General features: G+C 70.5%; 25 protein-coding genes and 1 pseudogene. 15 read left to right on the top strand and 11 right to left on the bottom strand.

All coding sequences use genetic code 11. The features are described 5' to 3' along the window. The first annotated feature begins 43 nt into the window (after nucleotides 1–43). The 10 genes from ACIRPU_RS12010 to ACIRPU_RS11965 all read left to right on the top strand — a co-directional run bounded on the left by ACIRPU_RS12010 (nucleotide 44) and on the right by ACIRPU_RS11965 (nucleotide 8,305). Complete coding sequence (locus tag ACIRPU_RS12010) at nucleotides 44–1,009, top strand: Rossmann-like and DUF2520 domain-containing protein (protein WP_403865208.1); 966 nt, start codon at nucleotides 44–46, stop codon at nucleotides 1,007–1,009. After that, nucleotides 1,006–2,007 (top strand): pantoate--beta-alanine ligase, encoded by a 1,002-nt coding sequence (gene panC, locus ACIRPU_RS12005; RefSeq protein ID WP_403865206.1) that lies wholly within the window; start codon nucleotides 1,006–1,008, stop codon nucleotides 2,005–2,007. The genes ACIRPU_RS12010 and panC overlap by 4 nt, the downstream gene beginning before the upstream one ends. After that, nucleotides 2,004–3,719, top strand: coding sequence for an L-aspartate oxidase (locus tag ACIRPU_RS12000; protein WP_403865203.1), 1,716 nt, complete (start codon nucleotides 2,004–2,006; stop codon nucleotides 3,717–3,719). The genes panC and ACIRPU_RS12000 overlap by 4 nt, the downstream gene beginning before the upstream one ends. A 5-nt stretch (nucleotides 3,720–3,724) precedes the next feature. Continuing rightward, a complete protein-coding gene (nadC, locus tag ACIRPU_RS11995) occupies nucleotides 3,725–4,723 on the top strand; it encodes a carboxylating nicotinate-nucleotide diphosphorylase (RefSeq protein ID WP_403865200.1) in 999 nt (332 codons plus the stop codon). 16 nt (nucleotides 4,724–4,739) lie between these two features. Next, the gene (locus ACIRPU_RS11990) at nucleotides 4,740–5,537 is read left to right on the top strand and encodes a type III pantothenate kinase (RefSeq protein WP_020132481.1); all 798 of its coding nucleotides are present in this window, start codon (nucleotides 4,740–4,742) and stop codon (nucleotides 5,535–5,537) included. A gap of 142 nt (nucleotides 5,538–5,679) precedes the next feature. Further along, nucleotides 5,680–6,369, top strand: coding sequence for a hypothetical protein (locus tag ACIRPU_RS11985; RefSeq protein WP_403866222.1), 690 nt, complete (start codon nucleotides 5,680–5,682; stop codon nucleotides 6,367–6,369). Between the two features lie 51 nt (nucleotides 6,370–6,420). Further along, nucleotides 6,421–6,597: a hypothetical protein gene (locus tag ACIRPU_RS11980; RefSeq protein ID WP_403865196.1), complete on the top strand. Its 177-nt coding sequence runs from the start codon at nucleotides 6,421–6,423 to the stop codon at nucleotides 6,595–6,597. 171 nt (nucleotides 6,598–6,768) lie between these two features. After that, nucleotides 6,769–7,188 carry a BlaI/MecI/CopY family transcriptional regulator gene (locus ACIRPU_RS11975; RefSeq protein ID WP_385565931.1) on the top strand — a complete coding sequence of 140 codons (420 nt, stop codon included), beginning with the start codon at nucleotides 6,769–6,771 and terminating at the stop codon, nucleotides 7,186–7,188. Nucleotides 7,189–7,197: 9 nt separating this feature from the next. Next, nucleotides 7,198–7,743, top strand: coding sequence for an amino-acid N-acetyltransferase (locus ACIRPU_RS11970; protein WP_355708900.1), 546 nt, complete (start codon nucleotides 7,198–7,200; stop codon nucleotides 7,741–7,743). A gap of 226 nt (nucleotides 7,744–7,969) precedes the next feature. Next, nucleotides 7,970–8,305 (top strand): Lsr2 family protein, encoded by a 336-nt coding sequence (locus tag ACIRPU_RS11965; protein WP_351764850.1) that lies wholly within the window; start codon nucleotides 7,970–7,972, stop codon nucleotides 8,303–8,305. On the opposite strand, the gene ACIRPU_RS11960 is transcribed toward ACIRPU_RS11965, so the two are convergent. Beyond that, nucleotides 8,284–8,925: an SCO3374 family protein gene (locus ACIRPU_RS11960; protein ID WP_403865191.1), complete on the bottom strand. Its 642-nt coding sequence runs from the start codon at nucleotides 8,923–8,925 to the stop codon at nucleotides 8,284–8,286. The genes ACIRPU_RS11965 and ACIRPU_RS11960 overlap by 22 nt on opposite strands. A 430-nt stretch (nucleotides 8,926–9,355) precedes the next feature. Between ACIRPU_RS11960 and ACIRPU_RS11955 the strand changes: the two genes are divergently transcribed. Next, entirely contained in the window at nucleotides 9,356–11,884 is a 2,529-nt protein-coding gene (locus ACIRPU_RS11955) for an ATP-dependent Clp protease ATP-binding subunit (protein ID WP_355708895.1), read from the top strand. 93 nt (nucleotides 11,885–11,977) lie between these two features. On the opposite strand, the gene ACIRPU_RS11950 is transcribed toward ACIRPU_RS11955, so the two are convergent. After that, nucleotides 11,978–12,622 (bottom strand): HAD family acid phosphatase, encoded by a 645-nt coding sequence (locus ACIRPU_RS11950; protein ID WP_403865188.1) that lies wholly within the window; start codon nucleotides 12,620–12,622, stop codon nucleotides 11,978–11,980. A 518-nt stretch (nucleotides 12,623–13,140) separates the two neighbouring features. Between ACIRPU_RS11950 and ACIRPU_RS11945 the strand changes: the two genes are divergently transcribed. Beyond that, the gene (locus ACIRPU_RS11945; protein WP_403865185.1) at nucleotides 13,141–13,725 is read left to right on the top strand and encodes a M23 family metallopeptidase; all 585 of its coding nucleotides are present in this window, start codon (nucleotides 13,141–13,143) and stop codon (nucleotides 13,723–13,725) included. Between the two features lie 11 nt (nucleotides 13,726–13,736). Here the strand turns inward: ACIRPU_RS11945 and ACIRPU_RS11940 are convergent, their stop codons facing one another. After that, nucleotides 13,737–14,324 (bottom strand): TetR/AcrR family transcriptional regulator, encoded by a 588-nt coding sequence (locus ACIRPU_RS11940; protein WP_355708889.1) that lies wholly within the window; start codon nucleotides 14,322–14,324, stop codon nucleotides 13,737–13,739. A gap of 165 nt (nucleotides 14,325–14,489) precedes the next feature. Here ACIRPU_RS11940 and ACIRPU_RS11935 point away from each other — a divergent pair, with 165 nt between their 5' ends. Beyond that, entirely contained in the window at nucleotides 14,490–16,076 is a 1,587-nt protein-coding gene (locus ACIRPU_RS11935) for an MDR family MFS transporter (RefSeq protein WP_403865182.1), read from the top strand. A gap of 257 nt (nucleotides 16,077–16,333) precedes the next feature. Here the strand turns inward: ACIRPU_RS11935 and cseC are convergent, their stop codons facing one another. The 5 genes from cseC to ACIRPU_RS11910 form a co-directional block, all read right to left on the bottom strand. Beyond that, the gene (gene cseC, locus ACIRPU_RS11930; RefSeq protein ID WP_384124331.1) at nucleotides 16,334–17,683 is read right to left on the bottom strand and encodes a two-component system sensor histidine kinase CseC; all 1,350 of its coding nucleotides are present in this window, start codon (nucleotides 17,681–17,683) and stop codon (nucleotides 16,334–16,336) included. Between the two features lie 25 nt (nucleotides 17,684–17,708). After that, a complete protein-coding gene (gene cseB, locus ACIRPU_RS11925; protein ID WP_384124333.1) occupies nucleotides 17,709–18,410 on the bottom strand; it encodes a two-component system response regulator CseB in 702 nt (233 codons plus the stop codon). Between the two features lie 318 nt (nucleotides 18,411–18,728). Continuing rightward, on the bottom strand, nucleotides 18,729–19,388 hold the full coding sequence (locus ACIRPU_RS11920; protein ID WP_403865179.1) for a hypothetical protein: 660 nt from the start codon (nucleotides 19,386–19,388) through the stop codon (nucleotides 18,729–18,731). Continuing rightward, entirely contained in the window at nucleotides 19,373–19,915 is a 543-nt protein-coding gene (locus ACIRPU_RS11915) for a SigE family RNA polymerase sigma factor (RefSeq protein WP_069773156.1), read from the bottom strand. The genes ACIRPU_RS11920 and ACIRPU_RS11915 overlap by 16 nt, the downstream gene beginning before the upstream one ends. Nucleotides 19,916–20,215: 300 nt before the next feature. Next, entirely contained in the window at nucleotides 20,216–21,148 is a 933-nt protein-coding gene (locus tag ACIRPU_RS11910) for an A/G-specific adenine glycosylase (protein WP_403865176.1), read from the bottom strand. Between the two features lie 259 nt (nucleotides 21,149–21,407). Between ACIRPU_RS11910 and ACIRPU_RS11905 the strand changes: the two genes are divergently transcribed. Both ACIRPU_RS11905 and ACIRPU_RS11900 read left to right on the top strand, forming a co-directional pair. Then, entirely contained in the window at nucleotides 21,408–22,256 is an 849-nt protein-coding gene (locus tag ACIRPU_RS11905; RefSeq protein WP_403865173.1) for a hypothetical protein, read from the top strand. A gap of 83 nt (nucleotides 22,257–22,339) precedes the next feature. Continuing rightward, nucleotides 22,340–23,458, top strand: a pseudogene (locus ACIRPU_RS11900) (IS630 family transposase). Between the two features lie 153 nt (nucleotides 23,459–23,611). Here the strand turns inward: ACIRPU_RS11900 and ACIRPU_RS11895 are convergent. The 3 genes from ACIRPU_RS11895 to radA all read right to left on the bottom strand — a co-directional run bounded on the left by ACIRPU_RS11895 (nucleotide 23,612) and on the right by radA (nucleotide 26,712). Beyond that, the gene (locus ACIRPU_RS11895) at nucleotides 23,612–23,989 is read right to left on the bottom strand and encodes a nuclear transport factor 2 family protein (RefSeq protein ID WP_403865170.1); all 378 of its coding nucleotides are present in this window, start codon (nucleotides 23,987–23,989) and stop codon (nucleotides 23,612–23,614) included. A gap of 108 nt (nucleotides 23,990–24,097) precedes the next feature. After that, entirely contained in the window at nucleotides 24,098–25,222 is a 1,125-nt protein-coding gene (disA, locus tag ACIRPU_RS11890) for a DNA integrity scanning diadenylate cyclase DisA (RefSeq protein ID WP_054241725.1), read from the bottom strand. A gap of 80 nt (nucleotides 25,223–25,302) precedes the next feature. Beyond that, nucleotides 25,303–26,712 carry a DNA repair protein RadA gene (gene radA, locus ACIRPU_RS11885; RefSeq protein ID WP_403865166.1) on the bottom strand — a complete coding sequence of 470 codons (1,410 nt, stop codon included), beginning with the start codon at nucleotides 26,710–26,712 and terminating at the stop codon, nucleotides 25,303–25,305. Between the last annotated feature and the right edge of the window lie 17 nt (nucleotides 26,713–26,729).

Raw genomic sequence — 26,729 nt, 5'->3', positions numbered from 1 at the left:
CGTCCGGTACCCGGAGCGGACTGGAACGGAAGGCCTCGGTCGCGTGAGTACAGCCCAACAACCAGACCCCAGGGACCGCCCCGCGCGGCTCGCCGTCGGCGTCGTCGGCGCCGGCCGGGTGGGCCCCGCCCTGGCCGCGTCCCTTCAGCTCGCCGGGCACCGCCCGGTCGCCGTCTCCGGTGTCTCCGACGCCTCCAGGCGGCGGGCCGCGCTGCTGCTTCCCGACGTGCCCCTCGTCCCGCCCGCCGAGGTCCTCCAGCGCGCCGACCTGGTGCTGCTGACCGTCCCCGACGACGCCCTGCCCGGGCTCGTGGAGGGCCTCGCCGAGACCGGCGCCGTACGGCCCGGCCAGCTGATCGTGCACACCTCGGGGCGATACGGCGCGAAGGTCCTCGACCCGGTCCTGCGCGCGGGCGGGCTGCCGCTGGCCCTGCACCCGGCGATGACCTTCACGGGCAGCCCCGTCGACGTCCAGCGCCTGGCGGGCTGTTCCTTCGGCGTCACCGCGCCCGACGAGCTGAGGCTGGCCGCCGAGGCCCTGGTGATCGAGATGGGCGGCGAGCCGGAGTGGATCGCCGAGGAGAGCCGGCCGCTCTACCACGCGGCCCTCGCCCTGGGCGCGAACTACCTGGTCACGCTGGTCGCCCAGTCGATGGAGCTGCTGCGGGAGGTCGGCGTCGAGGCCCCCGACCGGATGCTCGGCCCGCTGCTCGGCGCCGCCCTCGACAACGCGCTGCGCTCCGGCGACGGCGCGCTCACCGGCCCCGTCGCGCGCGGAGACGCGGGCACGGTCGCCGCACACGTCGCCGAGCTGCGCGAGCACGCCCCGCAGACCGTGGCCGGCTACCTGGCGATGGCCCGCGTGACCGCCGACCGCGCCCTCGCCCACGGGCTCCTCAAGCCCGAACTCGCCGAGGACCTCCTCGGGGTGCTCGCCGACGAAGCCCACGGCACCCCCGGAAACCCCGGCGCCCCCGGCACGCATGGCACCGAGGGAGATGCCGGATGACCACCACCCTGCTGCGCACCGCCGCCGAACTGCACGCACGCGCGCGTGGCGGCCGCCGGGCCGTCGTGATGACCATGGGCGCCCTGCACGAAGGCCACGCCACCCTCGTCCGCACCGCCCGGGAACTCGCCGGCCCGGACGGCGAGGTCGTCGTCACGGTCTTCGTCAACCCGCTCCAGTTCGGCCAGGGCGAGGACCTCGACCGCTACCCGCGCACCCTGGACGCCGATCTCAAGCTCGCCGAGCAGGCCGGCGCGGACGTCGTGTTCGCCCCGTCCGTGGACGAGGTGTACCCGGGGGGCGAGCCCCAGGTCCGCATCACCGCGGGCCCCATGGGCGAGCGACTCGAGGGCAGCTCCCGCCCCGGACACTTCGACGGCGTGCTCACCGTCGTCGCCAAGCTGCTGCACCTCACCCGGCCCGACATCGCCCTCTTCGGACAGAAGGACGCCCAGCAGCTCGCCCTGATCCGCCGCATGACACGGGACCTGAACTTCGGCGTGGACATCGTCGGCGTCCCCACCGTGCGCGAGGAGGACGGGCTGGCGCTGTCCAGCCGCAACCGCTATCTGTCCGCCGCGGGCCGGCGCACCGCACTGGCGCTCTCCCAGGCCCTGTTCGCGGGCCGCGACCGGCACGCCGCGCAGGAGGCGCTGCGGGCACGCGCGCGTCAGGTGCCCGCCACACGCGCGCGGGCCGAGGCGCTCAGCGCCATAGGGGAGTCCCGCGCGGCGGCCGACGCGCACGCCGTCGCCAAGGCCGCCCCCGGCAACCCGGCGGCCGTCCGCGCGGCGGCCCGCCTGGTCCTCGACGAGGCCGCCCGGCTGGACCCGCCGCTGGAACTGGACTACCTCGCGCTGGTCGACCCGTCGGACTTCACGGAGATCACCGACCTCGAGGACGACTTCACCGGCGAGGCCGTCCTCGCCGTCGCCGCCAGGGTCGGGACGACCCGGCTGATCGACAACCTCCCCCTCACCTTCGGAGCCGCCTCGTGACCAGCACAGGCATACGACTGCACGCGCCCGAGCCCGGGTGGAGCATCGCCGCGGACGTGGTGGTCGTGGGCTCCGGCGTCGCCGGCCTGACCGCGGCCCTGCGCTGCGAGGCCGCCGGCCTGACGACGGTCGTCGTCACCAAGGCCCGGCTCGACGACGGCTCCACCCGCTGGGCGCAGGGCGGCATAGCCGCGGCCCTGGGCGAGGGCGACACCCCCGAACAGCACCTGGACGACACGCTGGTGGCCGGCGTGGGCCTGTGCGACGAGGACGCGGTGCGGATCCTGGTCACCGAGGGTCCCGACGCCGTGCACCGGCTGATCGAGACCGGCGCCCACTTCGACGAGTCGGAGGAAGGCGGCCTGGAGCTCACCCGCGAGGGCGGCCATCACCGACGCCGTATCGCGCACGCGGGCGGCGACGCGACCGGCGCGGAGATCTCCCGGGCGCTCGTAGAGGCGGTACGCGCGCGTGGCCTGCGCACCATCGAGAACGCGCTCGTGCTGGACCTGCTGACGGACGCCGACGGCCGCACCGCCGGCGTCACCCTGCACGTCATGGGCGAGGGCCAGCACGACGGCGTGGGCGCGGTGCACGCGCCCGCGGTCGTCCTCGCGACCGGCGGCATGGGCCAGGTGTTCTCCGCCACCACCAACCCGTCGGTGTCCACCGGCGACGGGGTGGCGCTCGCCCTGCGCGCGGGCGCGGAGGTCTCCGACCTGGAGTTCGTCCAGTTCCACCCGACCGTGCTGTTCCTGGGCGCGGACGCCGAAGGCCAGCAACCGCTCGTCTCCGAGGCCGTGCGCGGCGAGGGCGCCCACCTGGTCGACGCGAACGGCGTGCGCTTCATGGTGGGGCAGCACGAGCTGGCCGAACTGGCGCCGCGGGACATCGTCGCCAAGGGCATCATGCGCCGCATGCAGGAGCAGGACGCCGAGCACATGTTCCTCGACGCCCGCCACTTCGGCGCCGACATGTGGGAGCACCGCTTCCCGACGATCCTGGCCGCCTGCCGTGTCCACGGCATCGACCCGGTCACCGAGCCCGTCCCGGTCGCCCCGGCGGCCCACTACGCCTCAGGAGGCGTGCGTACCGACTCGCGCGGCCGGACGACCGTGCCGGGGCTGTACGCGTGCGGCGAGGTCGCCTGCACCGGTGTGCACGGCGCGAACCGGCTCGCGTCGAACTCGCTCCTGGAAGGCCTCGTCTACGCCGAGCGCATCGTCACCGACATCGTGGAGAGCCTGACGGACGACGGCCTGCACGCGCGGGTGCCGGCGCCGGTCGAGCGCCCGGAGAAGCCGGCGCACCCGCTCCTCGCCCCGGAGGCCCGGTTCGCCATCCAGCGGATCATGACCGACGGCGCGGGCGTCCTGCGCTCCGCCGCATCGCTGGAGAAGGCGGCCGACCAGCTGGTGCGGCTGCACTCCGAGGCCCGCGACGCCCTCGACGAGAACGGCAAGACGGCCGAGCCCGGCGTCGACACCTGGGAGGCCACGAACCTCCTGTGCGTGGCGCGGGTCCTGGTCACCGCGGCCCGGCAGCGCGAGGAGACGCGCGGCTGCCACTGGCGCGAGGACCACGCCGACCGCGACGACGCGAACTGGCGCCGGCACATCGTCGTACGGCTGAATCCGGACCGCACGCTCGCCGTACACACCACCGATACCGCAGACTTCCCCCCGACCCGGCAGCACCTCCAGGAGCAGTGACAGACGTGAGCACCCCCGACCTTCCCCTCGCCCAGAGCGGCGGCTGCGGCGACGGCTGTGCCTGTGGCGACGCAGACACGGACTTCGCCGCGGAGGGCTACGCCGAATACGCGGAGTGCGGGCTCGACCCCGCGCTCGCCCAACTGCTTTCCGACGCCGGACTCGACCCCGTCGAGGTCGAGGACATCGCCAACGTCGCCATCCAGGAGGACCTGGCCCACGGCGTCGACGTGACCACCGTCGCGACCATCCCCGAGGAGGCGGTCGCCACCGCCGACTTCACCGCGCGCGAGGCGGGCGTGGTGGCGGGCCTCAGGATCGCCGAGGCGGTCGTCTCGGTCGTCTGCACGGACGAGTTCGAGGTCGAGCGGCATGTGGAGGACGGCGACCGCGTGGAGGCCGGCCAGAAGCTGCTGTCCGTCACCACGCGCACCCGTGACCTCCTCACCGCCGAGCGCAGCGCGCTCAACCTGCTGTGCCGGCTGTCCGGCATCGCCACCGCCACGCGCGCGTGGGCGGACGTCCTGGAGGGCACCAAGGCGCGCGTGCGGGACACCCGCAAGACGACACCGGGTCTGCGCTCCCTGGAGAAGTTCGCCGTCCGCTGCGGCGGCGGCGTCAACCACCGCATGTCGCTGTCCGACGCGGCGCTGGTCAAGGACAACCACGTGGTCGCCGCGGGCGGCGTCGCCCAGGCCTTCGAGGCCGTGCGGGAGACGTTCCCGGACGTTCCGATCGAGGTCGAGGTCGACACCCTGCACCAGCTGCGGGAGGTGGTCGACGCCGGCGCCGACCTCATCCTGCTGGACAACTTCACGCCCGGGGAGTGCGCGGAGGCCGTCGGCGTCGTCGGCGGGCGCGCCCTTCTGGAGGCGTCGGGCCGGCTGACCCTCGTCAGCGCCAAGGCGTACGCCGACACCGGCGTCGACTTCCTCGCCGTCGGCGCCCTGACGCACTCCTCGCCGATCCTGGACATCGGTCTGGATCTGCGAGCGGCGGAGTAGGGAACGGGGACCGGCCATGCTGCTGACGATCGACGTGGGCAACACGCACACCGTGCTCGGCCTGTTCGACGGTGAGGACATCGTCGAGCACTGGCGGATCTCCACCGACGCCCGCCGGACCGCGGACGAACTGGCCGTGCTCCTGCAGGGCCTGATGGGGACGCACCCGCTGCTCGGAGAGGAACTGGGCGACGGCATCGACGGGATCGCGATCTGCGCGACCGTGCCCTCCGTGCTGCACGAACTGCGCGAGGTGACCCGGCGCTACTACGGCGACGTGCCCGCCGTGCTGGTCGAGCCCGGCGTGAAGACGGGGGTGCCGATCCTCTTCGACAACCCCAAGGAGGTCGGCGCCGACCGCATCATCAACGCGGTCGCGGCGAACGAGCTCTACGGCGGCCCGGCGATCGTCGTCGACTTCGGTACGGCGACGACGTTCGACGCGGTCAGCGCGCGCGGGGAGTACGTCGGCGGGGTCATCGCCCCCGGCATCGAGATCTCCGTCGAGGCGCTCGGCGTCAAGGCCGCACAGCTGCGCAAGATCGAAGTGGCCCGGCCGCGGAGCGTGATCGGCAAGAACACGGTCGAGGCGATGCAGTCCGGGATCGTCTACGGGTTCGCAGGCCAGGTCGACGGCGTGGTGACCCGGATGGCCCGCGAGCTGGCGGACGACCCGGACGAGGTCACGGTGATCGCGACGGGCGGGCTGGCGCCGACGGTGCTCGGCGAGTCCTCCGTGATCGACGAGCACGAGCCGTGGCTGACCCTGATCGGGCTGCGTCTGGTGTACGAGCGGAACGTGTCCCGTATGTGAGCGGACGGGTGGGGGCGGGCGACCCGGGAGGCAGGGCCACCAGGGCGGATTGCGGACGCGCCACACCCGTCCCCTATGTCGAATTTGTCTGATTAGCGCGTATCGTCGCGGCATGCCCACGCCCTACGGATCCCGCGGCGGCATGGCGTTCGGCACGGAGGAGCTGCGTGTGCTCCGCCGCGCCCTCGCCCTCGCCCTCCACCCCGGCCCCGTCTCCGCCGAGGACATCCAGGACTGTCATCGCCTCGCCGAGTCCCTCGACGAGGCGATGCGCGAGGCCGCCCGACTGCGGGCCTTCCTGGTGGCCGACCTCGCCCGGTACCGCGCCGCCCTCCCCGGCACGGCCGCCGGCTACCTCACGCTCCTCGAGGAGGTACTGCCCACCGGATACCGGCCCGAGCCGGACGACCTCGCCGCCCTCCGCGCCCTGCGCGGCAACCCCACGGCCGCCACCCTCCTGGACCGCTGTCAGGCGCTCGCCGAACGCGACGTACGCGCCCGTCTGGCCCGCCGGGCGGCCCACCGGGTCTCGGAGGCCGCTCCCACCGTCCCGGCGTCCCGTACCCGGCTCCTGGCCCTTCCCGGGGGCCTCTCCGTGGACGGCCTCGCCCGTCTGCCCGTCGCCGCCGGTGATCCGGGCGGTCGCCCGGGCGAGGAGCCGCGCAGGAAACCCGCCGGGAAGCCCGCCACGCCCGCCCCGGGACCGGTCCCGGCAGAGCCCGCCCCGGAGCCCGCCAAGCGGCCCGTCCCCACGCCGGGCGAGGTCTTCCCGCGCCGCAGACCGACCCCGCCGCCCGCCAACCCGGAGCAGCAGCGGCTGGCGGCCGGCTGACAGGGGCGACCCCGCCCCGACGTCCCGTTCCGCCCTGGCTACCCTGGATCCATGGACTATGTCTCCGCGCTCGTGCCTCCCGTCGTCATGGCCGTGTTCTTCATCGGTGTGATCAGGGTGATCGTGAAGACCCAGGGCGGAGCCAACAAGGCCAAGGAGGACGCGGCCGTCGACGCCGTCCTCGCGCGCGCGGACGGCGCCCGTCGGGCCTCCGCGGGCGACGCCTGACCGACCCGCGACGCTTCCGCACCGCCCGGGGCGTGCGGCTCTTTTCAGAGCCGCACGCCCTTTTTGTTCCCGTTTGCCGATGAAAGGGCCCGTCCGGCACGCGATTGCCGAGATCTCCCACTATTGTTCTGAGCTGTGCCTCGCCCATTGGGAGAACTCGAAGACTCGGTCATGACGCGGGTGTGGAAGTGGAACCGCCCGGTGACCGTTCGAGAAGTGCTGGAAGACCTTCAGCAGGAACGGTCCATCGCGTACACCACGGTGATGACCGTTTTGGACAATCTCCATCAGAAGGGCTGGGTGCGCCGTGAAGCGGAAGGCCGTGCCTATCGATATGAGGCGGTCTCGACCCGGGCCGCCTACGCCGCCGCCCTGATGAACGACGCCTGGGCGCAGAGCGACAACCCGGCCGCCGCTCTCGTCGCGTTCTTCGGGATGATGAGCGAGGAACAGCGGCATGCGCTGAGCGACGCCGTACGCATGGTCCAAGGTCCGGAAACTGCCGAACCCGCAACTGCGGGGAGTCCCGGTGGTAGTACGGGGAGTACCGGCGAGAACCCCGGCTCGGCGACGGAGGCCGACGGGCGATAGCGTCCGCACATGTCAGCAGAGAGTCCCTCGGCCGAGAACCCCGAAGTCACTAAAGCCATCACCGTCCGCCGGGCCCGGACCGGCGATGTCTCCGCCGTGCGCCGTCTCCTTGACGCCCACGTCCGCGGCGGCATCCTGCTCGACAAAGCGACGGTGACGCTTTACGAGGACATCCAGGAGTTCTGGGTCGCCGAACGCGACGACAACGCCGAGGTGGTCGGCTGCGGCGCCCTGCACGTGATGTGGGAAGACCTGGCGGAAGTCCGCACTCTCGCGGTGAAGCCCGGCCTGAAGGGCGCGGGCATCGGCCACCAGTTGTTGGAGAAGTTGCTCCACACCGCGCGCTGGCTCGGCGTTCGACGGGTTTTCTGCCTGACCTTCGAAGTCGACTTCTTCGGCAAGCACGGCTTCGTGGAGATCGGTGAGACGCCGGTCGACACCGATGTCTACGCGGAGCTGCTGCGTTCCTATGACGAGGGCGTCGCGGAGTTCCTCGGACTCGAACGAGTGAAACCGAACACCTTGGGCAACAGTCGGATGCTTCTGCATCTGTGATCGTCGACGTCCATTCACACCGACCCGCCTTGCCCGGGTTCCCTATGTCCGAAACGCGCACGTTTCCGGGCGAGGGGCGGGCTGCGGGCTCCCGCCGAGGGTTTGTGTTTTCCCAGCAAAAGCGGTTTGCTTTCCGACGTACTGCTGTACTGCATATAACAGGGCGCGGCTAAACGGCGGACGCCGCGGACCCCCGGCCCTCACGTTTTCGATGAAAGGAAATCCGGTGGCACAGAAGGTTCAGGTCCTTCTTGTCGACGACCTCGACGGCGGCGAGGCGGACGAGACCGTGACGTTCGCGTTGGACGGCAAGACCTACGAGATCGATCTCACGACTACCAATGCGGACAAGCTCCGTGGACTTCTCGAGCCCTACGTGAAGGGTGGCCGTCGTACCGGAGGCCGTGCCGCGGGCGGGCGTGGAAAGGCGCGCGCCGCTACCGGCGGCAGCCAGGACACGGCCCAGATCCGCGCGTGGGCCAAGGAGAACGGGCACGAGGTCAATGACCGCGGCCGCGTTCCGGCGTCCATTCGCGAGGCCTACGAGAAGGCCAACGGCTGAGCGCTCGCGCGCCGCAGCCGGACACGGTGACAATGCGTCGCCAGCGTGTCCACCAGCCGTACGAGATCGGGGGCGCCCTCAACGCCCCCCAGCGCCGACATCGTCGGCAGCGAGGCCTCGGCCTCGCGCCCTGCCACGGGGGGCCGCAGCCAGACGGCGGCCCCCTGCACCGCTCCGGGACGGTTCGGGCCCGGATCGCGGCCCTGGCTCCCGCCGGGGGGCGGCAGCGGGGCCTCGATGAGTTCGCCCGCGCCGATCGCCGTCAGATCCAGTGGCACCCCGCCCCACTCCAGCCACTGAAGGATCCCCGGCACCTCCTCCGCGCCGCCCGCCGCCACCAGCAGTCGCATCCGGTCGCCCCGCACGGCCACCGGCGAGCCCGGCGCGAGCCGCCGCAGCGCCGCGAGGCCCGCCTCGGCCGGCACCTCCAGCACGTCGAAGCACTCGCCCACCAAAAGTCGTACCGGCTCCCCGGGCACCGTCGGCCAGGCCAGTTCGTTCTCGTACCAGCCGCGGATCCGGCCGTCCGGATCATCCGGGTCGAGCGGCCGTCGGGGGAGGGGGACCGTGAGGATCGCAGCGGCGGCCGAGCAGACAGCCGACGGGACTGAGCCAACCATGCCAAGTGCAACCGTCGAAAAGGCCCGCGAGTTACGCTGGGTGTTTGAACAGATGCGCACCGTGTCGACAAACGGGGCGTGCGGGGGTGTCGGGAGGCGCAAGGTTGTTCGCCCATAGCGGAGGGGACCGGTGTGCACGGCATGGACTGTCGGTCGCAGCGGGTAAGACATCCCTAGTGGGAGGGGGCGACACGCAGGAAAGGCCGTCTCACGTTCGCCATCGGCGTACTGGCGACTGGGGTAACTGCCTGGCCTGCGGGAACATCGTCTCGCACCATCGGGTTGGAGCAGATGTCGGCGTTCGGGGTCAGGAGGCCATCGACGGTGTCGGCAGTTGGAATGAGCGGTCCCCGCTTGCGGGACTAAGCTGCGGAAGGACAGGGAGGGGAAGTTCCCCCCACTGCCTGACCGCTCTGAGGAGCGATTAACGATGTTCGAGAGGTTCACCGACCGCGCGCGGCGGGTTGTCGTCCTGGCTCAGGAAGAAGCCCGGATGCTCAACCACAACTACATCGGCACCGAGCACATCCTCCTGGGCCTGATCCACGAGGGTGAGGGTGTCGCCGCCAAGGCCCTTGAGAGCCTCGGGATTTCGCTCGAGGCGGTCCGCCAGCAGGTGGAGGAGATCATCGGCCAGGGCCAGCAGGCCCCGTCCGGGCACATCCCCTTCACCCCCCGTGCCAAGAAGGTCCTGGAGCTGTCGCTCCGCGAGGCCCTTCAGCTGGGACACAACTACATCGGCACGGAGCACATCCTGCTCGGCCTGATCCGCGAGGGCGAGGGCGTCGCCGCCCAGGTCCTCGTCAAGCTGGGCGCCGATCTCAACCGGGTGCGGCAGCAGGTCATCCAGCTGCTCTCCGGTTACCAGGGCAAGGAGACCGCCGGCGCCAGTGGCGGGCCTGCCGAGGGCACCCCCTCGACGTCCCTGGTCCTCGACCAGTTCGGCCGGAACCTCACCCAGGCCGCTCGTGAGTCCAAGCTCGACCCGGTCATCGGGCGCGAGAAGGAGATCGAGCGGGTCATGCAGGTGCTGTCCCGCCGTACCAAGAACAACCCGGTCCTGATCGGTGAGCCCGGCGTCGGCAAGACCGCCGTCGTCGAAGGTCTCGCCCAGGCCATCGTCAAGGGCGAGGTGCCCGAGACCCTCAAGGACAAGCACCTCTACACCCTGGACCTCGGCGCCCTGGTCGCCGGCTCCCGCTACCGCGGTGACTTCGAGGAGCGCCTGAAGAAGGTCCTCAAGGAGATCCGCACCCGCGGCGACATCATCCTGTTCATCGACGAGCTCCACACGCTGGTCGGTGCGGGTGCCGCCGAGGGCGCCATCGACGCCGCTTCGATCCTGAAGCCGATGCTGGCCCGCGGTGAGCTCCAGACCATCGGTGCGACCACGCTGGACGAGTACCGCAAGCACCTGGAGAAGGACGCGGCCCTCGAGCGCCGCTTCCAGCCCATCCAGGTCGCGGAGCCGTCCCTGCCGCACACGATCGAGATCCTCAAGGGTCTGCGTGACCGGTACGAGGCGCACCACCGCGTCTCGATCACCGACGAGGCGCTGGTCCAGGCCGCCACCCTGGCCGACCGGTACATCTCGGACCGCTTCCTGCCGGACAAGGCGATCGACCTGATCGACGAGGCCGGTTCCCGGATGCGCATCCGCCGGATGACCGCGCCGCCGGACCTGCGCGAGTTCGACGAGAAGATCGCCGGCGTCCGCCGCGACAAGGAGTCCGCGATCGACTCGCAGGACTTCGAGAAGGCCGCCTCCCTCCGCGACAAGGAGAAGCAGCTCCTGGCCGCCAAGGCCAAGCGGGAGAAGGAGTGGAAGGCCGGCGACATGGACGTCGTCGCCGAGGTCGACGGCGAGCTGATCGCCGAGGTCCTCGCGACCGCCACCGGCATCCCGGTCTTCAAGCTGACCGAGGAGGAGTCGAGCCGCCTGCTGCGCATGGAGGACGAGCTCCACAAGCGGGTCATCGGCCAGATCGACGCCGTCAAGGCGCTGTCGAAGGCGATCCGTCGTACGCGTGCGGGTCTCAAGGACCCGAAGCGTCCCGGTGGTTCGTTCATCTTCGCCGGCCCGTCCGGTGTCGGTAAGACCGAGCTGTCCAAGGCGCTCGCCGAGTTCCTCTTCGGTGACGAGGACGCGCTGATCTCCCTCGACATGTCGGAGTTCAGCGAGAAGCACACGGTGTCGCGGCTCTTCGGTTCGCCCCCCGGATACGTGGGCTACGAAGAGGGCGGCCAGCTGACCGAGAAGGTCCGTCGCAAGCCGTTCTCCGTCGTTCTCTTCGACGAGGTCGAGAAGGCCCACCCGGACATCTTCAACTCGCTGCTCCAGATCCTGGAGGACGGTCGTCTGACCGACTCCCAGGGCCGGGTCGTGGACTTCAAGAACACGGTCATCATCATGACGACCAACCTCGGCACCCGGGACATCTCCAAGGGCTTCAACCTGGGCTTCGCGGCCTCGGGCGACAAGAAGTCGAACTACGAGCGCATGAAGAACAAGGTCTCGGACGAGCTCAAGCAGCACTTCCGCCCCGAGTTCCTCAACCGTGTCGACGACGTGGTCGTCTTCCCGCAGCTGACGCAGGAGGACATCCTGCAGATCGTCGACCTGATGATCGGCAAGGTCGACGAGCGCCTCAAGGACCGGGACATGGGCATCGAGCTCTCCCAGGCCGCGAAGGAGCTGCTGGCGAAGAAGGGCTACGACCCGGTGCTGGGTGCGCGTCCGCTGCGTCGCACCATCCAGCGCGAGATCGAGGACACGCTCTCGGAGAAGATCCTCTTCGGCGAGCTGCGCCCCGGTCACATCGTGGTCGTGGACACCGAGGGCGAGGGTGAGACCAAGACCTTCACCTTCCGCGGCGAGGAGAAGTCGGCTCTGCCCGACGTCCCGCCGATCGAGCAGGCGGCCGGCGGTGCCGGACCGAACCTGAGCAAGGACGCCTGACCCTCCGGGGGCTGAGCGGAGAGAGGGGCCGGTGCTTCACAGCACCGGCCCCTCTCGCATGCGTTCCGCGGCCCCGCACGGCCATGCGGGGACTTACGACAGCTGGCCGGCGTAGTCCGGCAGCTTGTACGTCGTCTCGGCGTGGCCGCCCGAGAGGTCGGTGGCGCTGTTGCCGATGTTCGCGATGATCGTGTAGCCCTTGGACTCGATGTCGACGCGCTGGGCGGTCTTGTAGGCGGCGACGTCCTTGAAGAGGTCGAGGAAGCCGCGTACGTAGAGGCCGGAGACCTTGTAGCCGACGTACTTGAGGTTGTAGTCGGTCACCCCGGAGATGATGCCCGGGCGGGCGGTGACGAAGAACAGGGAGACGCCGTGCTCCTGGGCGTACTTGGCCACGTCGAGGACCGGCTTGTTGGCCGGCTGGGGGTAGCTGAAGCCGAAGTCGGTCTCCAGGGTGGTGTTGTCGATGTCGAAGACGATCGCCTGCTTCTCGCCCGGCTTGGTGGCGGCGATGCGCTGCTTCAGCGTCGGCAGGGCCTGGTTCATCACGGCCTGGCAGTCCAGCTGCCAGGTGGCGTAGTCGACGTCCTCGGCGGCTGCGGCTGCGGCTGCGGTGGAGACGGTGGAGGTGCCGGTGGCCGTCGCGGCCTGGGCGCCGACCGGTACGGCCATCGTCGTGACGGCTGCCGTCGCCACGGCGGTCATGGCGATGCGGCGCGTCCAGCTGCCTCTGGTCATGTGTGGGGTCCTCTCGCGTCCTAGCACTACCGGTGTCGTGGGCATGCTCATCGCTGGGGGTGGCCTGAGGGGAACCAGCGGGTTACTGGACGGTAGAGGCGGATGAGAGCCTGATCACAGACCCGTGCACACGAACGTGAGCGGGGTCACAAGTGCCCTGTGGGGTACGGGAGTAGCCGCCGTCACATTCCGAAGTCCCCTACAGGGGACGGCCGGTGACATGGCGCACAGGCGATTCGGACCCTACTAGGCCGGTTAGTCGTAACCTAAATCGGACTAAAAAGGACGTTTGCCCCAGAGGTCTCGATCTCCACTCAGGCCTCCTGTGTGGGCGAGTGTCGAATGTGTCCGTAAAGGAGGTTCTGTCAAGAAGTGGGAAGTTTTGGGGTGAAGTACTAGGTTCCGTCGTAGATCACACGTTTGGGGGTATGTGGGCCCCGGGGTTACCAAGGGATGGCCACTTCGGCGGGGGTTCACGCCGGGTGGTTTCCTCTGTCCCCGTCCCCATGAGGTCTTCGATGTTCCAGCGCGTCACGTTCCGTTCTTCCCGTACGTCCCAGCTCCGCACTCGCGTGGTCGTCGGCGCCGCCGCCCTGGGCGCCTCGGTCGTGCTGGGGACCGGAGTGGCGTCCGCCGCGGCGCCCGCCGCAGCGCCCGCGGCCGCGAAGACGGCCGCCTCGGCCGCCTCCTGGATCGACCCGGTGAAGAAGTACACCCTGTCCGCCGGCTACGCCCAGGCCGGCGCGATGTGGCAGTCCACCCACAGCGGTCAGGACTTCGCCGTTCCGACCGGCACCAAGGTGATGGCCGCGCACGGCGGCACCGTGGTCAAGGCCGGCGGCAACGGCGCCGGTGACGGCCCCGCCTACGGCAACGCCATCGTGATCAAGCACTCCAACGGCGTCTACTCGCAGTACGCCCACCTCTCGAGCATCAACGTGAAGGTCGGCCAGGTCGTCAAGACGGGCCAGAAGATCGCCCTGTCCGGCAGCACCGGCAACTCCAGCGGTCCCCACCTGCACTTCGAGATCCGTACGACCGCGAACTACGGCTCGGCGATCAACCCGGTCACCTTCCTGCACAGCAAGGGCGTCAAGGTCTGACGCCGATGTGATCAGGTGCCCTGGTGCGCCTGCGTCACCAGATCGATGGCGACCTCGAGGACGGCTGCACGCTTGTCCTCGGGGTCGCCTTCGAGGTCCTGCAGGAAGAACATGCCGGCGTGCAGCGTGAAGATGGCGCTCACGCAGCGGACCTGGTCGGCGAGGGGGGCGTCCGGGTCGATGATGATGTCGCGCAGGCCCCGCATGCGGTCCTTGAACGAGTCGCCGATCTGGAGTTCCCGCACCGTCGCCTGGTTCTCCTGCATGAAACGGAAGAGCGGGGTCGCCTCGGAGAGGGCCTTGCTGTAACGCCGTACGAGTTCCTGCTTGGTGTCCAGGGTGTGCGGCTGGCTCCCGCCCCACTCGATCAGATCCTCGATCGGCTTCGTCAGATCCGTGAAGATGCCGACGATGATCTCTTCCTTGGTCTTGAAGTGGTAGTACAGGGCCGCCTTGGTGACCTCCAGACGCTCCGCGATCTCGCGGAGGGAGGTCTTCTCGTAGCCCTGCTCGGCGAAGAGTTCGAGCGCGACGTCCTGGATGCGCTGGCGGGTGTTGCCGCGCCGCTGCTGCTTCGTGCCGTCCATGGTGACGTCCATTCTCGTGGTCCTCGCGCTCCCGCGAAACTTACTTGCCGTCCGGCTAGTTAGGTGCGGAAACTTACTTGACGCCCGGCTAGTTGCAGGTCTACCTTCCCAGTGTAGTGAACTAGCCGGGCGGCAAGTAAGTAGCCGGCCGGGGGGAAGCCCAGGGGAGTGGCAACCATGGCGGACACAAAGGCAGCCGAGACCAAGGCTGAGAAACAGCCGAGGAGCGTGCGGGTCGTCCTGCTCGCGCTGATGATCACAATGATGCTCGCGATGCTCGACAACATGATCGTGGGCACGGCGATGCCGACGATCGTCGGCGAACTCGGCGGGCTCGAACACCTGTCGTGGGTCGTGACCGCGTACACCCTCGCGACCGCGGCCTCCACCCCGATCTGGGGCAAGATCGGCGACATGTACGGGCGCAAGGGCGCCTTCATGACATCGATCGTGATCTTCCTGATCGGTTCCGCGCTCAGCGGCATGGCCCAGAACATGGGCGAACTGATCGGCTTCCGCGCGATCCAGGGCCTCGGCGCCGGTGGTCTGATGGTCGGCGTCATGGCGATCATCGGTGACCTCATCCCGCCGCGGGAGCGCGGCAAGTACCAGGGCATGATGGCCGGCGTCATGGCGCTCGCGATGATCGGCGGCCCGCTGGTCGGCGGCACCATCACCGACAACTGGGGCTGGCGCTGGTCCTTCTACATCAACCTGCCGCTCGGCGTGGTGTCGCTGGCCCTCATCAGCGCCGTTCTGCACCTGCCGAGGAAGCGTTCGCAGTCGCGGATCGACTACCTGGGCGCCACCCTGCTGACCGTCGGCATCACCTCCATCGTCCTCGTCACCACCTGGGGCGGCTCGGAGTACGCCTGGTCGTCCGCGCGGATCATGGAGCTCATCGCGATCGGCGTCGCCTCGCTCATCGGGTTCGTGTTCTGGCAGACCAGGGCCGCCGAGCCGATCGTGCCGCTGCACATCTTCCGCAGCCGCAACTTCACCCTGATGTCGATCATCGGCTTCGTCACCGGCTTCGTGATGTTCGGCGCCACCCTCTTCCTGCCGCTGTACCAGCAGTCGGTGCAGGGCGCCTCCGCGACCAACTCCGGTCTGCTGCTCCTGCCGATGCTCGGCGCCATGCTGGTCACCTCGATGGTGGCGGGCCGGGTGACCACGAACAGCGGCAAGTACAAGATCTTCCCGCTCGTCGGCAGCGTCGCGATGGTCATCGGCCTGTATCTGCTGTCCACCATGGACACCGGGACCAGCCGCCTCACCTCCGGCGTGTTCATGGCCGTCGTCGGCCTCGGCATGGGCTGCCTCATGCAGATCACGATGCTGGTCGCGCAGAACAGCGTCGAGATGAAGGACATGGGCGTCGCCTCCTCGTCCACCACCCTCTTCCGTACGCTCGGCTCGTCCTTCGGCGTCGCGATCATGGGCGCGCTGTTCAACAACCGCGTCCAGGACGTCATGTCCGAGCGGGCCGGCGCGCTGGGTTCGAAGGTCACCGAGCAGTCCGCGCAGCTGGACGCGGCCAGCCTGGCCAAGCTGCCCGTCGCAGCCCGGGAGGCCTACCAGCACGCGGTGTCCTCCGGCACCCACTCGGCGTTCCTGCTGGGAGCCGTGGTGGCGGTGATCGCGCTGGTGGCGGCGGTGTTCGTCAAGGAGGTCCCGCTCAAGGGAGCGGGGCCGCAGAAGGACGGCGAGGAGTCGGCCGACGGCGCTGCCGCGACGCAGCCGCCCCTGGTCGAGGCCGTCTGACCACGCTGTGGTGAACGCAGGCCCCCCGGCGCTGTCCGCCCCGGGGGGCCTGTGGTCTGTGCGCCCGACCCGGCGAACTCACGGGGACAGCGATCGGACACCCTGTCGGAGGCAGCAGCCTCGGCAGCTTCGCGGCCCGCTTGAAGAAGCGCGCCCCGACTGGCCCGAGCGAGTCGAGCGAGTACCGGGCCACCCATGTCGGCCGGCCTCGGCGCCCCCTGATCCCGCCGTGCCACCCGCCCGCACGGTGCCCGCCGTCACGGCATCGTCGGGTAGCTTCCCGTGTTCGTCGGCGCGTGCTCCGGCAGCCACAGGACGGCGACGGCGCCCTCGGCGGGTATGTGCTCAGGGGCCCCCGCGGGCCGTACGTTGCGGAAGGTCAGCCGGGCGCCGAGGACCCGGGCCTGGCCCGCCGCGATGGTGAGCCCGAGCCCGTGTCCGTGCCCGGCCCGGTCGGCGCTGCCCGTGCGGAAGCGGCTGGGTCCCTCCGCGAGCAGGTCCTCGGGGAAACCGGGGCCGTGGTCGCGGACCCGGATGACCCGCCCCTCGACGGTGACCTGGATCGGCGGCTTACCGTGCCGGGCCGCGTTGGCCAGCAGATTGAACAGCACCCGCTCCAGGCGCCGGGGGTCGGTCGTGACCATCGACTCGTGCACCACCCGCACCTCGGCGTCCGGGTCCTTGGCCGCGACCCGGCGTGCCACGAACTCGCCGAGCACGATGTCCTGCAGTTCGGCGCGCTCCGAGGCGCCGTCGAGACGGGCCACCTCCAGCACGTCCTCGACCAGGGTGCGCATCGCCTTGGCCCGGTCCAGGACCAGCTCGGTCGGCCGGCCGGGCGGCAGCAGCTCGGCGGCCGTCAGCAGCCCCGTCACCGGGGTGCGCAGTTCGTGCGCGATGTCGGCGGTGACCCGGCGCTCGGCCTCCAGCCGCTCCTGAAGCGTGTCCGCCATGGCGTCCACCGCGCTCGCCAGGTCGTCGGTCTCGTCCCGTACGACCCCGCCGATGGCGTCCCGCACCCGCACGTTCGACTCGCCCCTGGCCACCTGGTTCGCCGCGGCCGCCGCCTTGCGCAACCGGCGTGAGAGCTGCCCGCCGATGAGCACGCCGAGCGCGCTGCCGCCGAGCACGACCGCGATGGAACCGATCACCAGAGCCTGGTCGAGATCGTTGAGGATGTCCGTGCTGCGGTCGGTGAAGCCGGTGTGCAGAGACAGCACATGCCCGTCCTTGACCGGCACGGCCGCCCAGATGTCCGGCACCCCGCCCGTGCGGTCCGAGACGAAGGTGGCCCGACGCCCCTCCTGGACCTTCTCCCGCAACGACGGAGGCAGCCTGGGGTCGTCGATCTTGATGTTGGGGAAGCGGAAGTTCGGCCGCCCCGAGTACTCGTAGTTGCGCTGGGCGATCTGGACCCGCTCGTCGGCGAGGTCGCGCGCGTTGTCGAGCATGGACACCCGCGCGGCGTTGTGCACGACCAGACTGAGCGCGATCGCCACCAGCGCGCCGACCAGCGCGATCGCCGCGCTCAGCTTCCACCGCAGCCCCGTACGGATGCCCACGCGTTCTCTGCGAGCCGGAACCAGCTGCCGGATCATCCCCCGCATCCTCCTGCCCCTGTCCCCGCCCCGCTCAGGCCTTCAACTTGTAGCCGAAACCGCGGACCGTCTCGATACGGTCCTGGCCGATCTTCGTCCGCAGCCGCTGTACATGGACGTCCACGACCCGGGTGTCGCCGCCCCAGCCGTAGTCCCACACCCGCTCCAGCAGTTTGTCGCGTGAGAGGACCGTGCCCGGGGCGGAGGAGAACTCCAGCAGCAGGCGCATCTCGGTGGGGGTCAGCGCCACCGGCTGCCCGGCCCGGCGCACCTCCATGCCCTCCGTGTCGATCTCCAGATCACCGAACGACAGCACACCGCCGGCCGTGGAGGCGGCGGGCTCGGCGCGGTCGTCGCCGCCCGCGTGACCGAAGCGGCGCAGCACGGCGCGGATCCGGGCGACCAGCACGGCGCCGTCGAAGGGCTTGGTCACGTAGTCGTCTGCGCCGGCCTCCAGGCCGAGGACGACATCGATGGAGTCGGCACGCGCCGACAGCATGATCACCGGCACGGTGGACTCGTCCCGGATGCGCCGGCACAGGCTCACGCCGTCCAGGCCGGGCACCATGACGTCCAACAACGCGATGTCGGGGCGGTCGGCGCGGAACGCCTCCAGGCCCGACAGGCCGTCGGGCATCGCGGTGACCACGAAGCCGTCCCGCTCGAGGGCGAGCTGGGTGGCCTCGCGGATGACGTCGTCGTCCTCGACGAACAGGACGTGGGTCTGGTCTGCCATCCCGGTGCTCTCAGTTCTCGTATGCGGTCTCGTGTGCCTGCGGGTCGTCAGTCTGACGGGCTTCCGCCTGCGTTCCGTGGGTCACCTGTCGGTGAACTGTCGTGTGTACCCCTTGCTTGGACGCATGGAGCGCGGCGAGCGTTCACTTCCCGCGCGATCCCTGTCCGTCTCCGTGCGGTCCGTCCTTGCGCGTCCCCCCGCCCCCGCCCCTCCCTGCCCGTCCTTGCCCGTCCCTGCCCGTCCACCCATTGATCGGAACGAGCGGCCCGATCGGTTCACGCTGCCGGAGAATTTCTCGGTCGGCCGCGTCCGGGCAGGTCAGCCGGACTCAGGCGCCACCGTGGGGGCGTCACCGACGACGCCGCTGTAGTCGTTGTGCCAGCTGTACTCCTTCACGAAGCGGCCCGAGGCCCAGCGGTACGTGATCACGTTCTCGCCGGACGGGTCCGAGACCGGGTCGCCCCTCTCGTACACCTGCTTGGTCACCACCAGGTCGCCCCGGTCCATCTCCGCGTAGACGGGAGGCTCCTCGGTCTGGAACACGTTCCGGTAGCCGCCGGCGTCCTTCCGGTACACGTACGAGCCCACGCCGACGAAGTCACCGCAGGTGAGCACGTTGACGATGATGTCGTCGCCGGAGCCGCCGGTGAGGTCGCCGTACGACACGTCGACCGGGTACTCGTCGCCGGAGCAGGGCTGCAGCTCGCTTTTGACCTCGGCCGAGACCTCGGGGTCGTCCTTGATCAGCCGGACCGCCTCCGCCCGGTCGGGCGGGGCGGTGGAGGCGGACGACGGGGAGGTGGCGGCGCCCGCCACGGCGTCGGAGTGAGCCGGACCCTCGTCACGGGCGCCGGTGCCGCCGGTGGCGCAGGCGGAGACGCAAAGGGCGAGGGCGGCGAGCACGGACATCGCCGTGATCGCCGCCTGGATGGTGCTTCGGGCCGGTGTGGGCCCGGCCTCGGTCAGGCCGCCGCGCAACGCTCCCGCTCCTCACGCTCCAGCGCGCGTGCGTCCAGATCGCGGGCTTCCAGCTCCTCGCGGAGCCGGGCGAGCGCCCGGTGCAGCGTGCTCTTGACCGTTCCGGCCGACATGCCGAGGGCGGCGGCCGTCTCCTCCGTGGACATCTGCTCCCAGTGTCGCAGCACCACGACACTGCGCTGCTTCGGAGCGAGCACCTTCATCGCGTCCATCAGCAGGGCGCGGTCGGCGTGCTGCTCGGTGGAGTCGTCCACGCAGGCGTCCGGGAGCTGCTCGGTCGGAACCTCCTCGAGCTTGCGGGCCCGCCACCACTCGGTGCGCGTGTTGATCATGACCCGGCGCAGGTAGGCGTCCGCGAGCCGCTTGTCCGCGATGCCGTCCCAGCGGCCGTACGTCCGGGCCAGCGCGGTCTGGAGGAGGTCCTGCGCGTCGACCGGGTCCGGCACCAGGCGTCGGGCGCTGCGCAGCAGCGCGTCCTGCCGCGTGCGGACGTATTCCTCGAACTCGAGCACCTCGCCCTGTGCCATGGTCAACCGCCTCCGATTCCCCGTACCGGCGGACTGCCGCCGCCGGTTCACTGCCTGTGGTCTGTAGCCCTCGTGGTCCTGCCGGGTACGCGAATGAAGCTACGGAGGTGTTGTCACGGCGTTGTCCGAGGCAGCCTTCGGCCAGCGCTCAGCTGTCCGTCGGTTGTGTAACGGAAAGAGGTTTGGGGTAGAGACACAGGCCTAACTGCTCGCCTATGAGGCGGTTTGTCCGGCCGTCGAGCGTGACAATGGCGCGGTGACGGCCGTGACGAAGCCGCACACCTGTGAAATGACCGTGCGTCAGGTCAGCGGCAGGCGGTACAGCCCGCCCGGGAGCGGCTCCACGAGTCCGTCCGCGACGAGGCCGTCCAGCGCCCGCGCGCGCTGCACCGGCTCGTGCCACACCCGGTCCAGGGCGGCCTGTGGCACGGGGGTGTGCGCCTCCCGCAGGACGGCGAGCAGCTTGCCCCTGACCTGCCGGTCGGTGCCCGCGTACGTCTGGCCCCGGCGCGGCGGGCCGTCGTGCTCCGGCTTTCCCGCGAGCCGCCAGGCGCACTGCGCCGCGATCGGGCAGCGCACGCACGTCTCGTTCTTCGCCGTGCAGACGAGTGCGCCGAGCTCCATGGACGCGGCGGCCCAGCGCGCGGCGGTCGGCTCGTCGTCGGGCAGCAGGGCGCGGGCCAGCTTGCGCTCGGCGGCCGTGGTGGCGTTCGGCGGGTACCGCACGCCCGTGACGGCGCGCGCGAAGACGCGGCGGACGTTGGTGTCCAGGACGGCGTGCCGCTGTCCGTAGGCGAAGGAGGCGACGGCCGCGGCCGTGTACTCGCCGATGCCGGGCAGCGCGAGGAGCTGCGCGTGGCCCGAGGGCACGCTGCCGCCGTGCCGTTCCGTTATCGCCACCGCCGCGCCGTGCAGCCGCAGGGCGCGGCGCGGATAGCCGAGCCGCCCCCAGGCGCGTACGGCCTCGCCCGGGGCCTCAGCGGCCAGGTCGGCGGGGCGCGGCCAGCGGGCGAGCCACTGCTCGTAGACCGGCAGGACACGGCTGACCGGTGTCTGCTGGAGCATGAACTCGCTGACCATCACGCCCCACGCGCCGGCCTCGGGGTGCCGCCAGGGCAGGTCGCGGGCGTTCTCGTCGAACCAGTCGATCACCGGGGAGTGCAGGTCCGTCGCGGTGGCGTCGACGTCGGAGCGGGCGGGGGAGCGGCGCGGGGGCTTCGTGGGCGCAGTCATGGCCCTTCCGATCCTGCCATGCGGAAGGGGGCACGCGCGCGTACCGCCACTCGGCGCGCGGGGTCACGCGAGCGCGCCACGCGCGCGTGCCCGGGGCCGTGGCCGGAGGCGCAACGGGTGTGATCGTCAAGGAAGGGCGGCAGCGCGGACCGAAGTCGAGTACGGGGGAAATCGTTTCCGGGATGATGATCCGGAAAAGTTGCGCTCCTGGCGGCGGGTGGGGCCAGCGAACCCGTCGATCTCTCGTACAGTTTGCGCCGTGGGATCTCTGCGCAATCCGGTCGGGCCGCTTCCCTCCTCCATCTACTGGCGTCGGAGGGTCGTACTGCTGTCCGTGTGCGCCCTGTTGGCGCTGGTGACCCTGTGGGTGGTGACCTCGGGCGGGGGCGGCGGCAAGAACGGCGCCGATGGCGGCGGGGGCAAGAATCCCGCCTCCTCCATCACGCCGGGGCCGTCCGGATCGGGTCCCGCGATCAGCCAAAACCCTGGCGGCCGCGACGAGTCGAGCGACGGCACCTCCAGCGGGTCCGGCTCGGGGTCGGGATCGGGTTCGGGTTCGGACGCAGGCGCCGGCTCAGGCGGCTCGGACGGTGACTCGGCGGGTGCCGGCGGCACCGACGACGGCGCCAACGGCAGCGGCAGCGGTGGCAGCGGCAGTGGCGTCGGCAGTGGCACGGGGACGACGCTACCGGCCGGGACGACGCTGCCCAACTGCACCGCCGGCGGGGTCACGTTGACCTTGCGGAGCGTCCAGAACTCCTACTCGCCCGACCAGACGCCCACGTTTCAACTGATCGCGAAGAACGCCTCGGGCAGCGACTGCAAGGTCGATCTCGGCCCGAAGGCAGCGGTGTTGACGATCACTCAGACGGGCGGCGACGACGCGTACTGGTCGTCCGCCGACTGCCCCAGGACGGCCGGGAGCCTGCTGTACCGGGTGCCGGCCGGGGACACCTTCACGTACACCGTGAAGTGGGACCGCAAGCCGAGCGCCCCCGAGTGCGCGACGCCTCCGGCGGGAGCGGCCGGAGCCGGTACGTATCTGGTGGAGGCGAAGGCCCCGGGGTTCGCCAAGGCACAGACGTCGTTCGTGCTGAAGGCCGACTAGTGCTCTGACCGCATAGGTTCGCCGGGTCGGTGGTCGTGGCGGTTGGATGTGCGGTGACGTCCGATCCGACCGCTGGAGGCGCGGTGGCCGAGCCTGTCCGTGTGCGCAGACTGACCGACCAGGAGGGGCAGAAGCTGCAGCAGGTCGTCCGCCGGGGCAGCACCAACTCGGTGCGCTATCGGCGCGCGATGATGCTGCTGGCCTCGGCCGGCGGGAACGGTACCGGTGATCGCCCAGCTGGTGCAGGCCGACGAGGACACCGTCCGAGATGTGATCCACCGCTTCAACGAGATCGGCCTGGCCTGCCTGGACCCTCGGTGGGCGGGAGGCCGTCCCCGCCAACTCAGCCATGACGACGAGGACTTCATCATCCAGACGGCCACCACCCGCCCCACCAAGCTCGGCCAGCCCTTCACCCGCTGGTCACTGCGTAAACTCGTCGCCTACCTACGGAAAGCCACGGCCGGGTGATTCGCATCGGCCGCGAGACGTTACGCGGCCTGCTCGCCCGCCGCGGTGTCACCTTTCAGCGCACCAAGACCTGGAAGGAATCCCCGGACCCCGAGCGCGAGGCGAAACTGGACCGGATCGAGGAGGTCCTTGACCGCTTCCCGGACCGGGTCTTCGCCTTCGACGAGTTCGGCCCCCTCGGGATCCGACCCACCGGAGGCAGCTGCTGGGCCGCGCAGACCAGGCCCCACCGGGTGCCGGCCACCTACCACCGCACCCACGGAGTGCGGTACTTCCACGGCTGCTACTCGGTCGGCGACGACACCCTGTGGGGCGTCAACCGCCGCAGGAAGGGCGCCACCAACACGCTGGCCGCACTGAAGGCGATCCGCGCCGCCCGACCCGACGGCGCACCCATCTACGTGATCCTGGACAACCTGTCCGCCCACAAAGGCGCCGACATCCGCCGCTGGGCCAGGAAACACAAGGTCGAACTGTGCTTCACCCCGACCTACGCCTCCTGGGCCAACCCGATCGAAGCCCACTTCGGACCACTGCGGCAGTTCACCATCGCCAACTCCCACCACCCCAACCACACCGTGCAGACACGGACCCTGCACGCCTACCTGCGCTGGCGCAACGCCAACGCCCGCCACCGCGACGTCCTGGCCGCCGAACGCAAGGAACGCGCCCGCGTCCGCAGCGAGAAGGGCATCCGCTGGGGCGGACGCCCCCTCAACACCGCAGCCTGACCAACCGCGAACTTACACAGCCACAGCGCATCATCGGTCCGCTCGTGGCCAAGCGCGGACGACCGAAGCGTTGTGAAGATGATCTCGGCTGGGCAGACCCGGAGCCCCGAACGGGGCCGGTTCAGGAGAAGGACGGCGCCAGAGGAGAATGACTCAGGAGGCGGACGGCTTGATCTCCCCCGCGAAGACGATGACCTGGTCGATGAGGCTCCGCCGCAGATGGACGACGTCCGTTCCCGCCAGGCGGGGGCCTCCATCCGGCGTCGTGAAGACCCACTGGTACCGGGCCCACTCGTCCGGCATGTCCACCGCCGAACAGCGCACCATCGTGCCGGTCCCCGCGGGGTGGCGCCGGATGTCCAGCACGAACCGCTCGACCGCCTCGATCCCCTCACTGCGGCCCAACGGTCCCCAGAAGACCACGTCCGAGGTTAGGGCCTGGGAGAGCAGCGCAGTCACATAGCTGTCGTCCGAGGCGTTGAACGCGGAGATGAACGTGTCGATCGCGGATCGCGCGGTCTCTTCCTGCATGCACCAGTAATACCAGTCGCCTTGCGGACCGCGCTCGTCCCGTGAGCCGTATCCCGACCACGGTGAACCATCCCGGTCACAGCACTAGACCGACCAGGCAGTGCGGCCCTAGACGTACCGCTCCAGGATCGACGACTCCGCCAGGCGTGACAGGCCTTCGCGGACGCTGCGGGCCCGTGCCTCGCCCACGCCGTCCACCGTCTGCAGGTCGTCGACGCTCGCGGCGAGGAGCTTCTGGAGGCCGCCGAAGTGCTCGACGAGTCGGTCGATGATGGCGCCGGGCAGCCGCGGCACCTTCGCCAGCAGGCGGAAGCCGCGGGGCGAGACCGCCGAGTCCAGGGCCTCGGGGGAGCCGGTGTAGCCCAACGCGCGTGCCACCGTGGACAGTTCGAGGAGTTCGGCGTGGCTCAGCGCGTTCAGCTCGTACAGCGCCTCGTCGACCGTGCGGGAGCGCTTGGCCGTGGGCTCGGGCACGTAGTCCCGGACCACCAGCTCGCGCTCCGGCTCCACGCCCGCGATCAACTCGTCGAGCTGGAGGGCGAGCAGACGCCCGTCCGTGCCCAGTTCGACCACGTATTCGGCGATTTCGGTGGCGATGCGCCGCACCATCTCCAGACGCTGGGCCACCGCGGAGACGTCCCGGACCGTCACCAGGTCCTCGATCTCCAGCGCTGACAACGTTCCCGCGACCTCGTCGAGGCGGAGTTTGTACCGCTCCAGGGTCGCCAGCGCCTGGTTCGCGCGGGACAGGATCGCCGCGGAGTCCTCCAGGACGCGGCGCTGGCCGTCGACGTACAGGGCGATCAGACGCATGGACTGGGAGACCGAGACGATCGGGAAGCCGACCTGCTTGCTGACCCGGTCCGCCGTACGGTGCCGGGTGCCCGTCTCCTCCGTGGGGATCGTGGGGTCCGGCACCAGCTGGACGCCGGCCCGGAGGATCTTCGACAGGTCGGAGGAGACCACGATGCCGCCGTCGAGCTTGCACAGCTCACGCAGGCGCGTGGCCGCGAACTCCACGTCCAGGACGAATCCGCCCGTGCACATCGACTCGACCGTCTTGTCGGAGCCCAGCACGATGAGTCCGCCGGTGTTGCCGCGAAGGATCCGCTCCAGGCCGTCGCGAAGGGCGGTGCCGGGAGCCACCGCGCTCAGCGCGGCGCGCATCAGGCCGTCGGCACCGGAACTCCCGCCGGACTTTCCGGGAGCTGCCGCCCGGTCGTTGGCTGCCACTGCACTCCTCCGGTCACAGGTCTGGGACGCTCCCGTTTCGCGCACTCGTTTCGTACGGACGGGCGAGACCAGGGCAAAGTCTACCGGCGCTGCTCCGCCTCCCGTGGGGCGTCTCGCCGAGGGGAGCGCGGCAGGACCCGCAGGGCGTCCCCTATGTCCGCGACTTCCACCACCTTCATGCCCGCGGGGATCTTGCCGGGATCGCCCGGCACGAGCGCGTGCGTGAAGCCCAGACGGTGTGCTTCCGAGAGCCTGCGCTGGACGCCGGTGACCCGTCTGACCTCGCCCGCAAGCCCGACTTCACCGATCGCCACCAGGTTCTTGGGCAGCGGGGTGTCGCTCGCGGCGGAGGCCAGGGCGAGGGCGATCGCCAGGTCCGCGGCGGGCTCCGAGAGCTTCACGCCGCCGACCGTCGCCGAGTAGATGTCCCGCTTGCCCAGGGCGCTGATCCGGCCGCGCTGCTCCAGGACGGCCAGCATCATCGAGACCCGGGAGGTCTCCAGGCCGGACGTCGTGCGGCGGGGCGAGGGGATCTGGGAGTCGACGGTGAGGGCCTGCACTTCGGCGACCAGGGGGCGGCGGCCCTCCAGGGTGACCGTCAGGCAGGTGCCCGGGACCGGTTCGTCACGTCGGGTCAGGAAGAGTCCGCTCGGGTCCGTGAGGCCCGTAATGCCCTCATCGTGCAGTTCGAAGCAGCCGACCTCGTCGGTGGCGCCGTAGCGGTTCTTGATGCCCCGCACCAGGCGCAGGCGCGCGTGGCGGTCTCCCTCGAAGCTCAGCACGACGTCCACGAGGTGTTCGAGGAGGCGGGGGCCGGCGATCGCGCCGTCCTTCGTGACATGGCCCACCAGAAGCGTGGACATGCCGCGTTCCTTGGAGGCGCGGATCAGGGCGCCGGCGACCTCGCGGACCTGCGCCATGCCGCCGGGCGCTCCGTCGATCTCCGGAGAGGCCACGGTCTGCACCGAGTCCATGATCAGCAGTGACGGCTTCACCGCGTCCAAGTGACCCAGGACGGCCGCCAGATCGGTCTCGGCGGCCAGATACAGGTGGTCGTCGATGGCGCCGATGCGGTCGGCGCGCAGCCGGACCTGGGAGGCCGATTCCTCGCCGGTCACGTACAGCGTGCGGTGTTCGTCGCTCGCCGACTTGGCCGCCACGTCCAGCAGGAGGGTCGACTTGCCGACGCCCGGCTCGCCGGCCAGCAGGACCACCGCGCCCGGTACGAGTCCGCCGCCGAGGACACGGTCCAGCTCGGGCACGCCGGTGGGCCGGGCGGTGGCCTGGCGCACGTCGACCTGGCCGATGGGCAGGGCGGACGTGGTGACGCGCCCCGGCGTCGTCGTACGGACCGCGGGCGTGCCGTACTCCTCGACCGTCCCCCAGGCCTGGCACTCGGGGCAGCGGCCGAGCCACTTGGCCGTCTGCCAGCCGCACTCCGTGCAGCGGTAGGACGGACGGTCCTTGGTGGTCTTCGTACGGGCAGCCATGGGGGAAACCGTAGCCG

It is taken from the genome of Streptomyces sp. NPDC102259, assembly GCF_044766465.1.
Lineage (GTDB): Bacteria > Actinomycetota > Actinomycetes > Streptomycetales > Streptomycetaceae > Streptomyces.
Note: the sequence above shows the minus strand (reverse complement) of the source record. Positions and strands in the feature narration are given on the sequence as shown.

What these genes read in the sequence shown, in the direction of transcription:
- panC (WP_403865206.1), top strand. Translation starts at nt 1,006, where the DNA reads ATGACCACCACCCTGCTGCGCACCGCCGCCGAACTGCACGCACGCGCG.
- ACIRPU_RS11990 (WP_020132481.1), top strand. Translation starts at nt 4,740, where the DNA reads ATGCTGCTGACGATCGACGTGGGCAACACGCACACCGTGCTCGGCCTG.
- ACIRPU_RS11985 (WP_403866222.1), top strand. Translation starts at nt 5,680, where the DNA reads ATGGCGTTCGGCACGGAGGAGCTGCGTGTGCTCCGCCGCGCCCTCGCC.
- ACIRPU_RS11980 (WP_403865196.1), top strand. Translation starts at nt 6,421, where the DNA reads ATGGACTATGTCTCCGCGCTCGTGCCTCCCGTCGTCATGGCCGTGTTC.
- ACIRPU_RS11975 (WP_385565931.1), top strand. Translation starts at nt 6,769, where the DNA reads ATGACGCGGGTGTGGAAGTGGAACCGCCCGGTGACCGTTCGAGAAGTG.
- ACIRPU_RS11970 (WP_355708900.1), top strand. Translation starts at nt 7,198, where the DNA reads ATGTCAGCAGAGAGTCCCTCGGCCGAGAACCCCGAAGTCACTAAAGCC.
- ACIRPU_RS11960 (WP_403865191.1), bottom strand. Translation starts at nt 8,925, where the DNA reads ATGGTTGGCTCAGTCCCGTCGGCTGTCTGCTCGGCCGCCGCTGCGATC.
- ACIRPU_RS11955 (WP_355708895.1), top strand. Translation starts at nt 9,356, where the DNA reads ATGTTCGAGAGGTTCACCGACCGCGCGCGGCGGGTTGTCGTCCTGGCT.
- ACIRPU_RS11950 (WP_403865188.1), bottom strand. Translation starts at nt 12,622, where the DNA reads ATGACCAGAGGCAGCTGGACGCGCCGCATCGCCATGACCGCCGTGGCG.
- ACIRPU_RS11945 (WP_403865185.1), top strand. Translation starts at nt 13,141, where the DNA reads ATGTTCCAGCGCGTCACGTTCCGTTCTTCCCGTACGTCCCAGCTCCGC.
- ACIRPU_RS11940 (WP_355708889.1), bottom strand. Translation starts at nt 14,324, where the DNA reads ATGGACGTCACCATGGACGGCACGAAGCAGCAGCGGCGCGGCAACACC.
- ACIRPU_RS11935 (WP_403865182.1), top strand. Translation starts at nt 14,490, where the DNA reads ATGGCGGACACAAAGGCAGCCGAGACCAAGGCTGAGAAACAGCCGAGG.
- cseC (WP_384124331.1), bottom strand. Translation starts at nt 17,683, where the DNA reads ATGCGGGGGATGATCCGGCAGCTGGTTCCGGCTCGCAGAGAACGCGTG.
- cseB (WP_384124333.1), bottom strand. Translation starts at nt 18,410, where the DNA reads ATGGCAGACCAGACCCACGTCCTGTTCGTCGAGGACGACGACGTCATC.
- ACIRPU_RS11915 (WP_069773156.1), bottom strand. Translation starts at nt 19,915, where the DNA reads ATGGCACAGGGCGAGGTGCTCGAGTTCGAGGAATACGTCCGCACGCGG.
- ACIRPU_RS11910 (WP_403865176.1), bottom strand. Translation starts at nt 21,148, where the DNA reads ATGACTGCGCCCACGAAGCCCCCGCGCCGCTCCCCCGCCCGCTCCGAC.
- ACIRPU_RS11895 (WP_403865170.1), bottom strand. Translation starts at nt 23,989, where the DNA reads ATGCAGGAAGAGACCGCGCGATCCGCGATCGACACGTTCATCTCCGCG.
- radA (WP_403865166.1), bottom strand. Translation starts at nt 26,712, where the DNA reads ATGGCTGCCCGTACGAAGACCACCAAGGACCGTCCGTCCTACCGCTGC.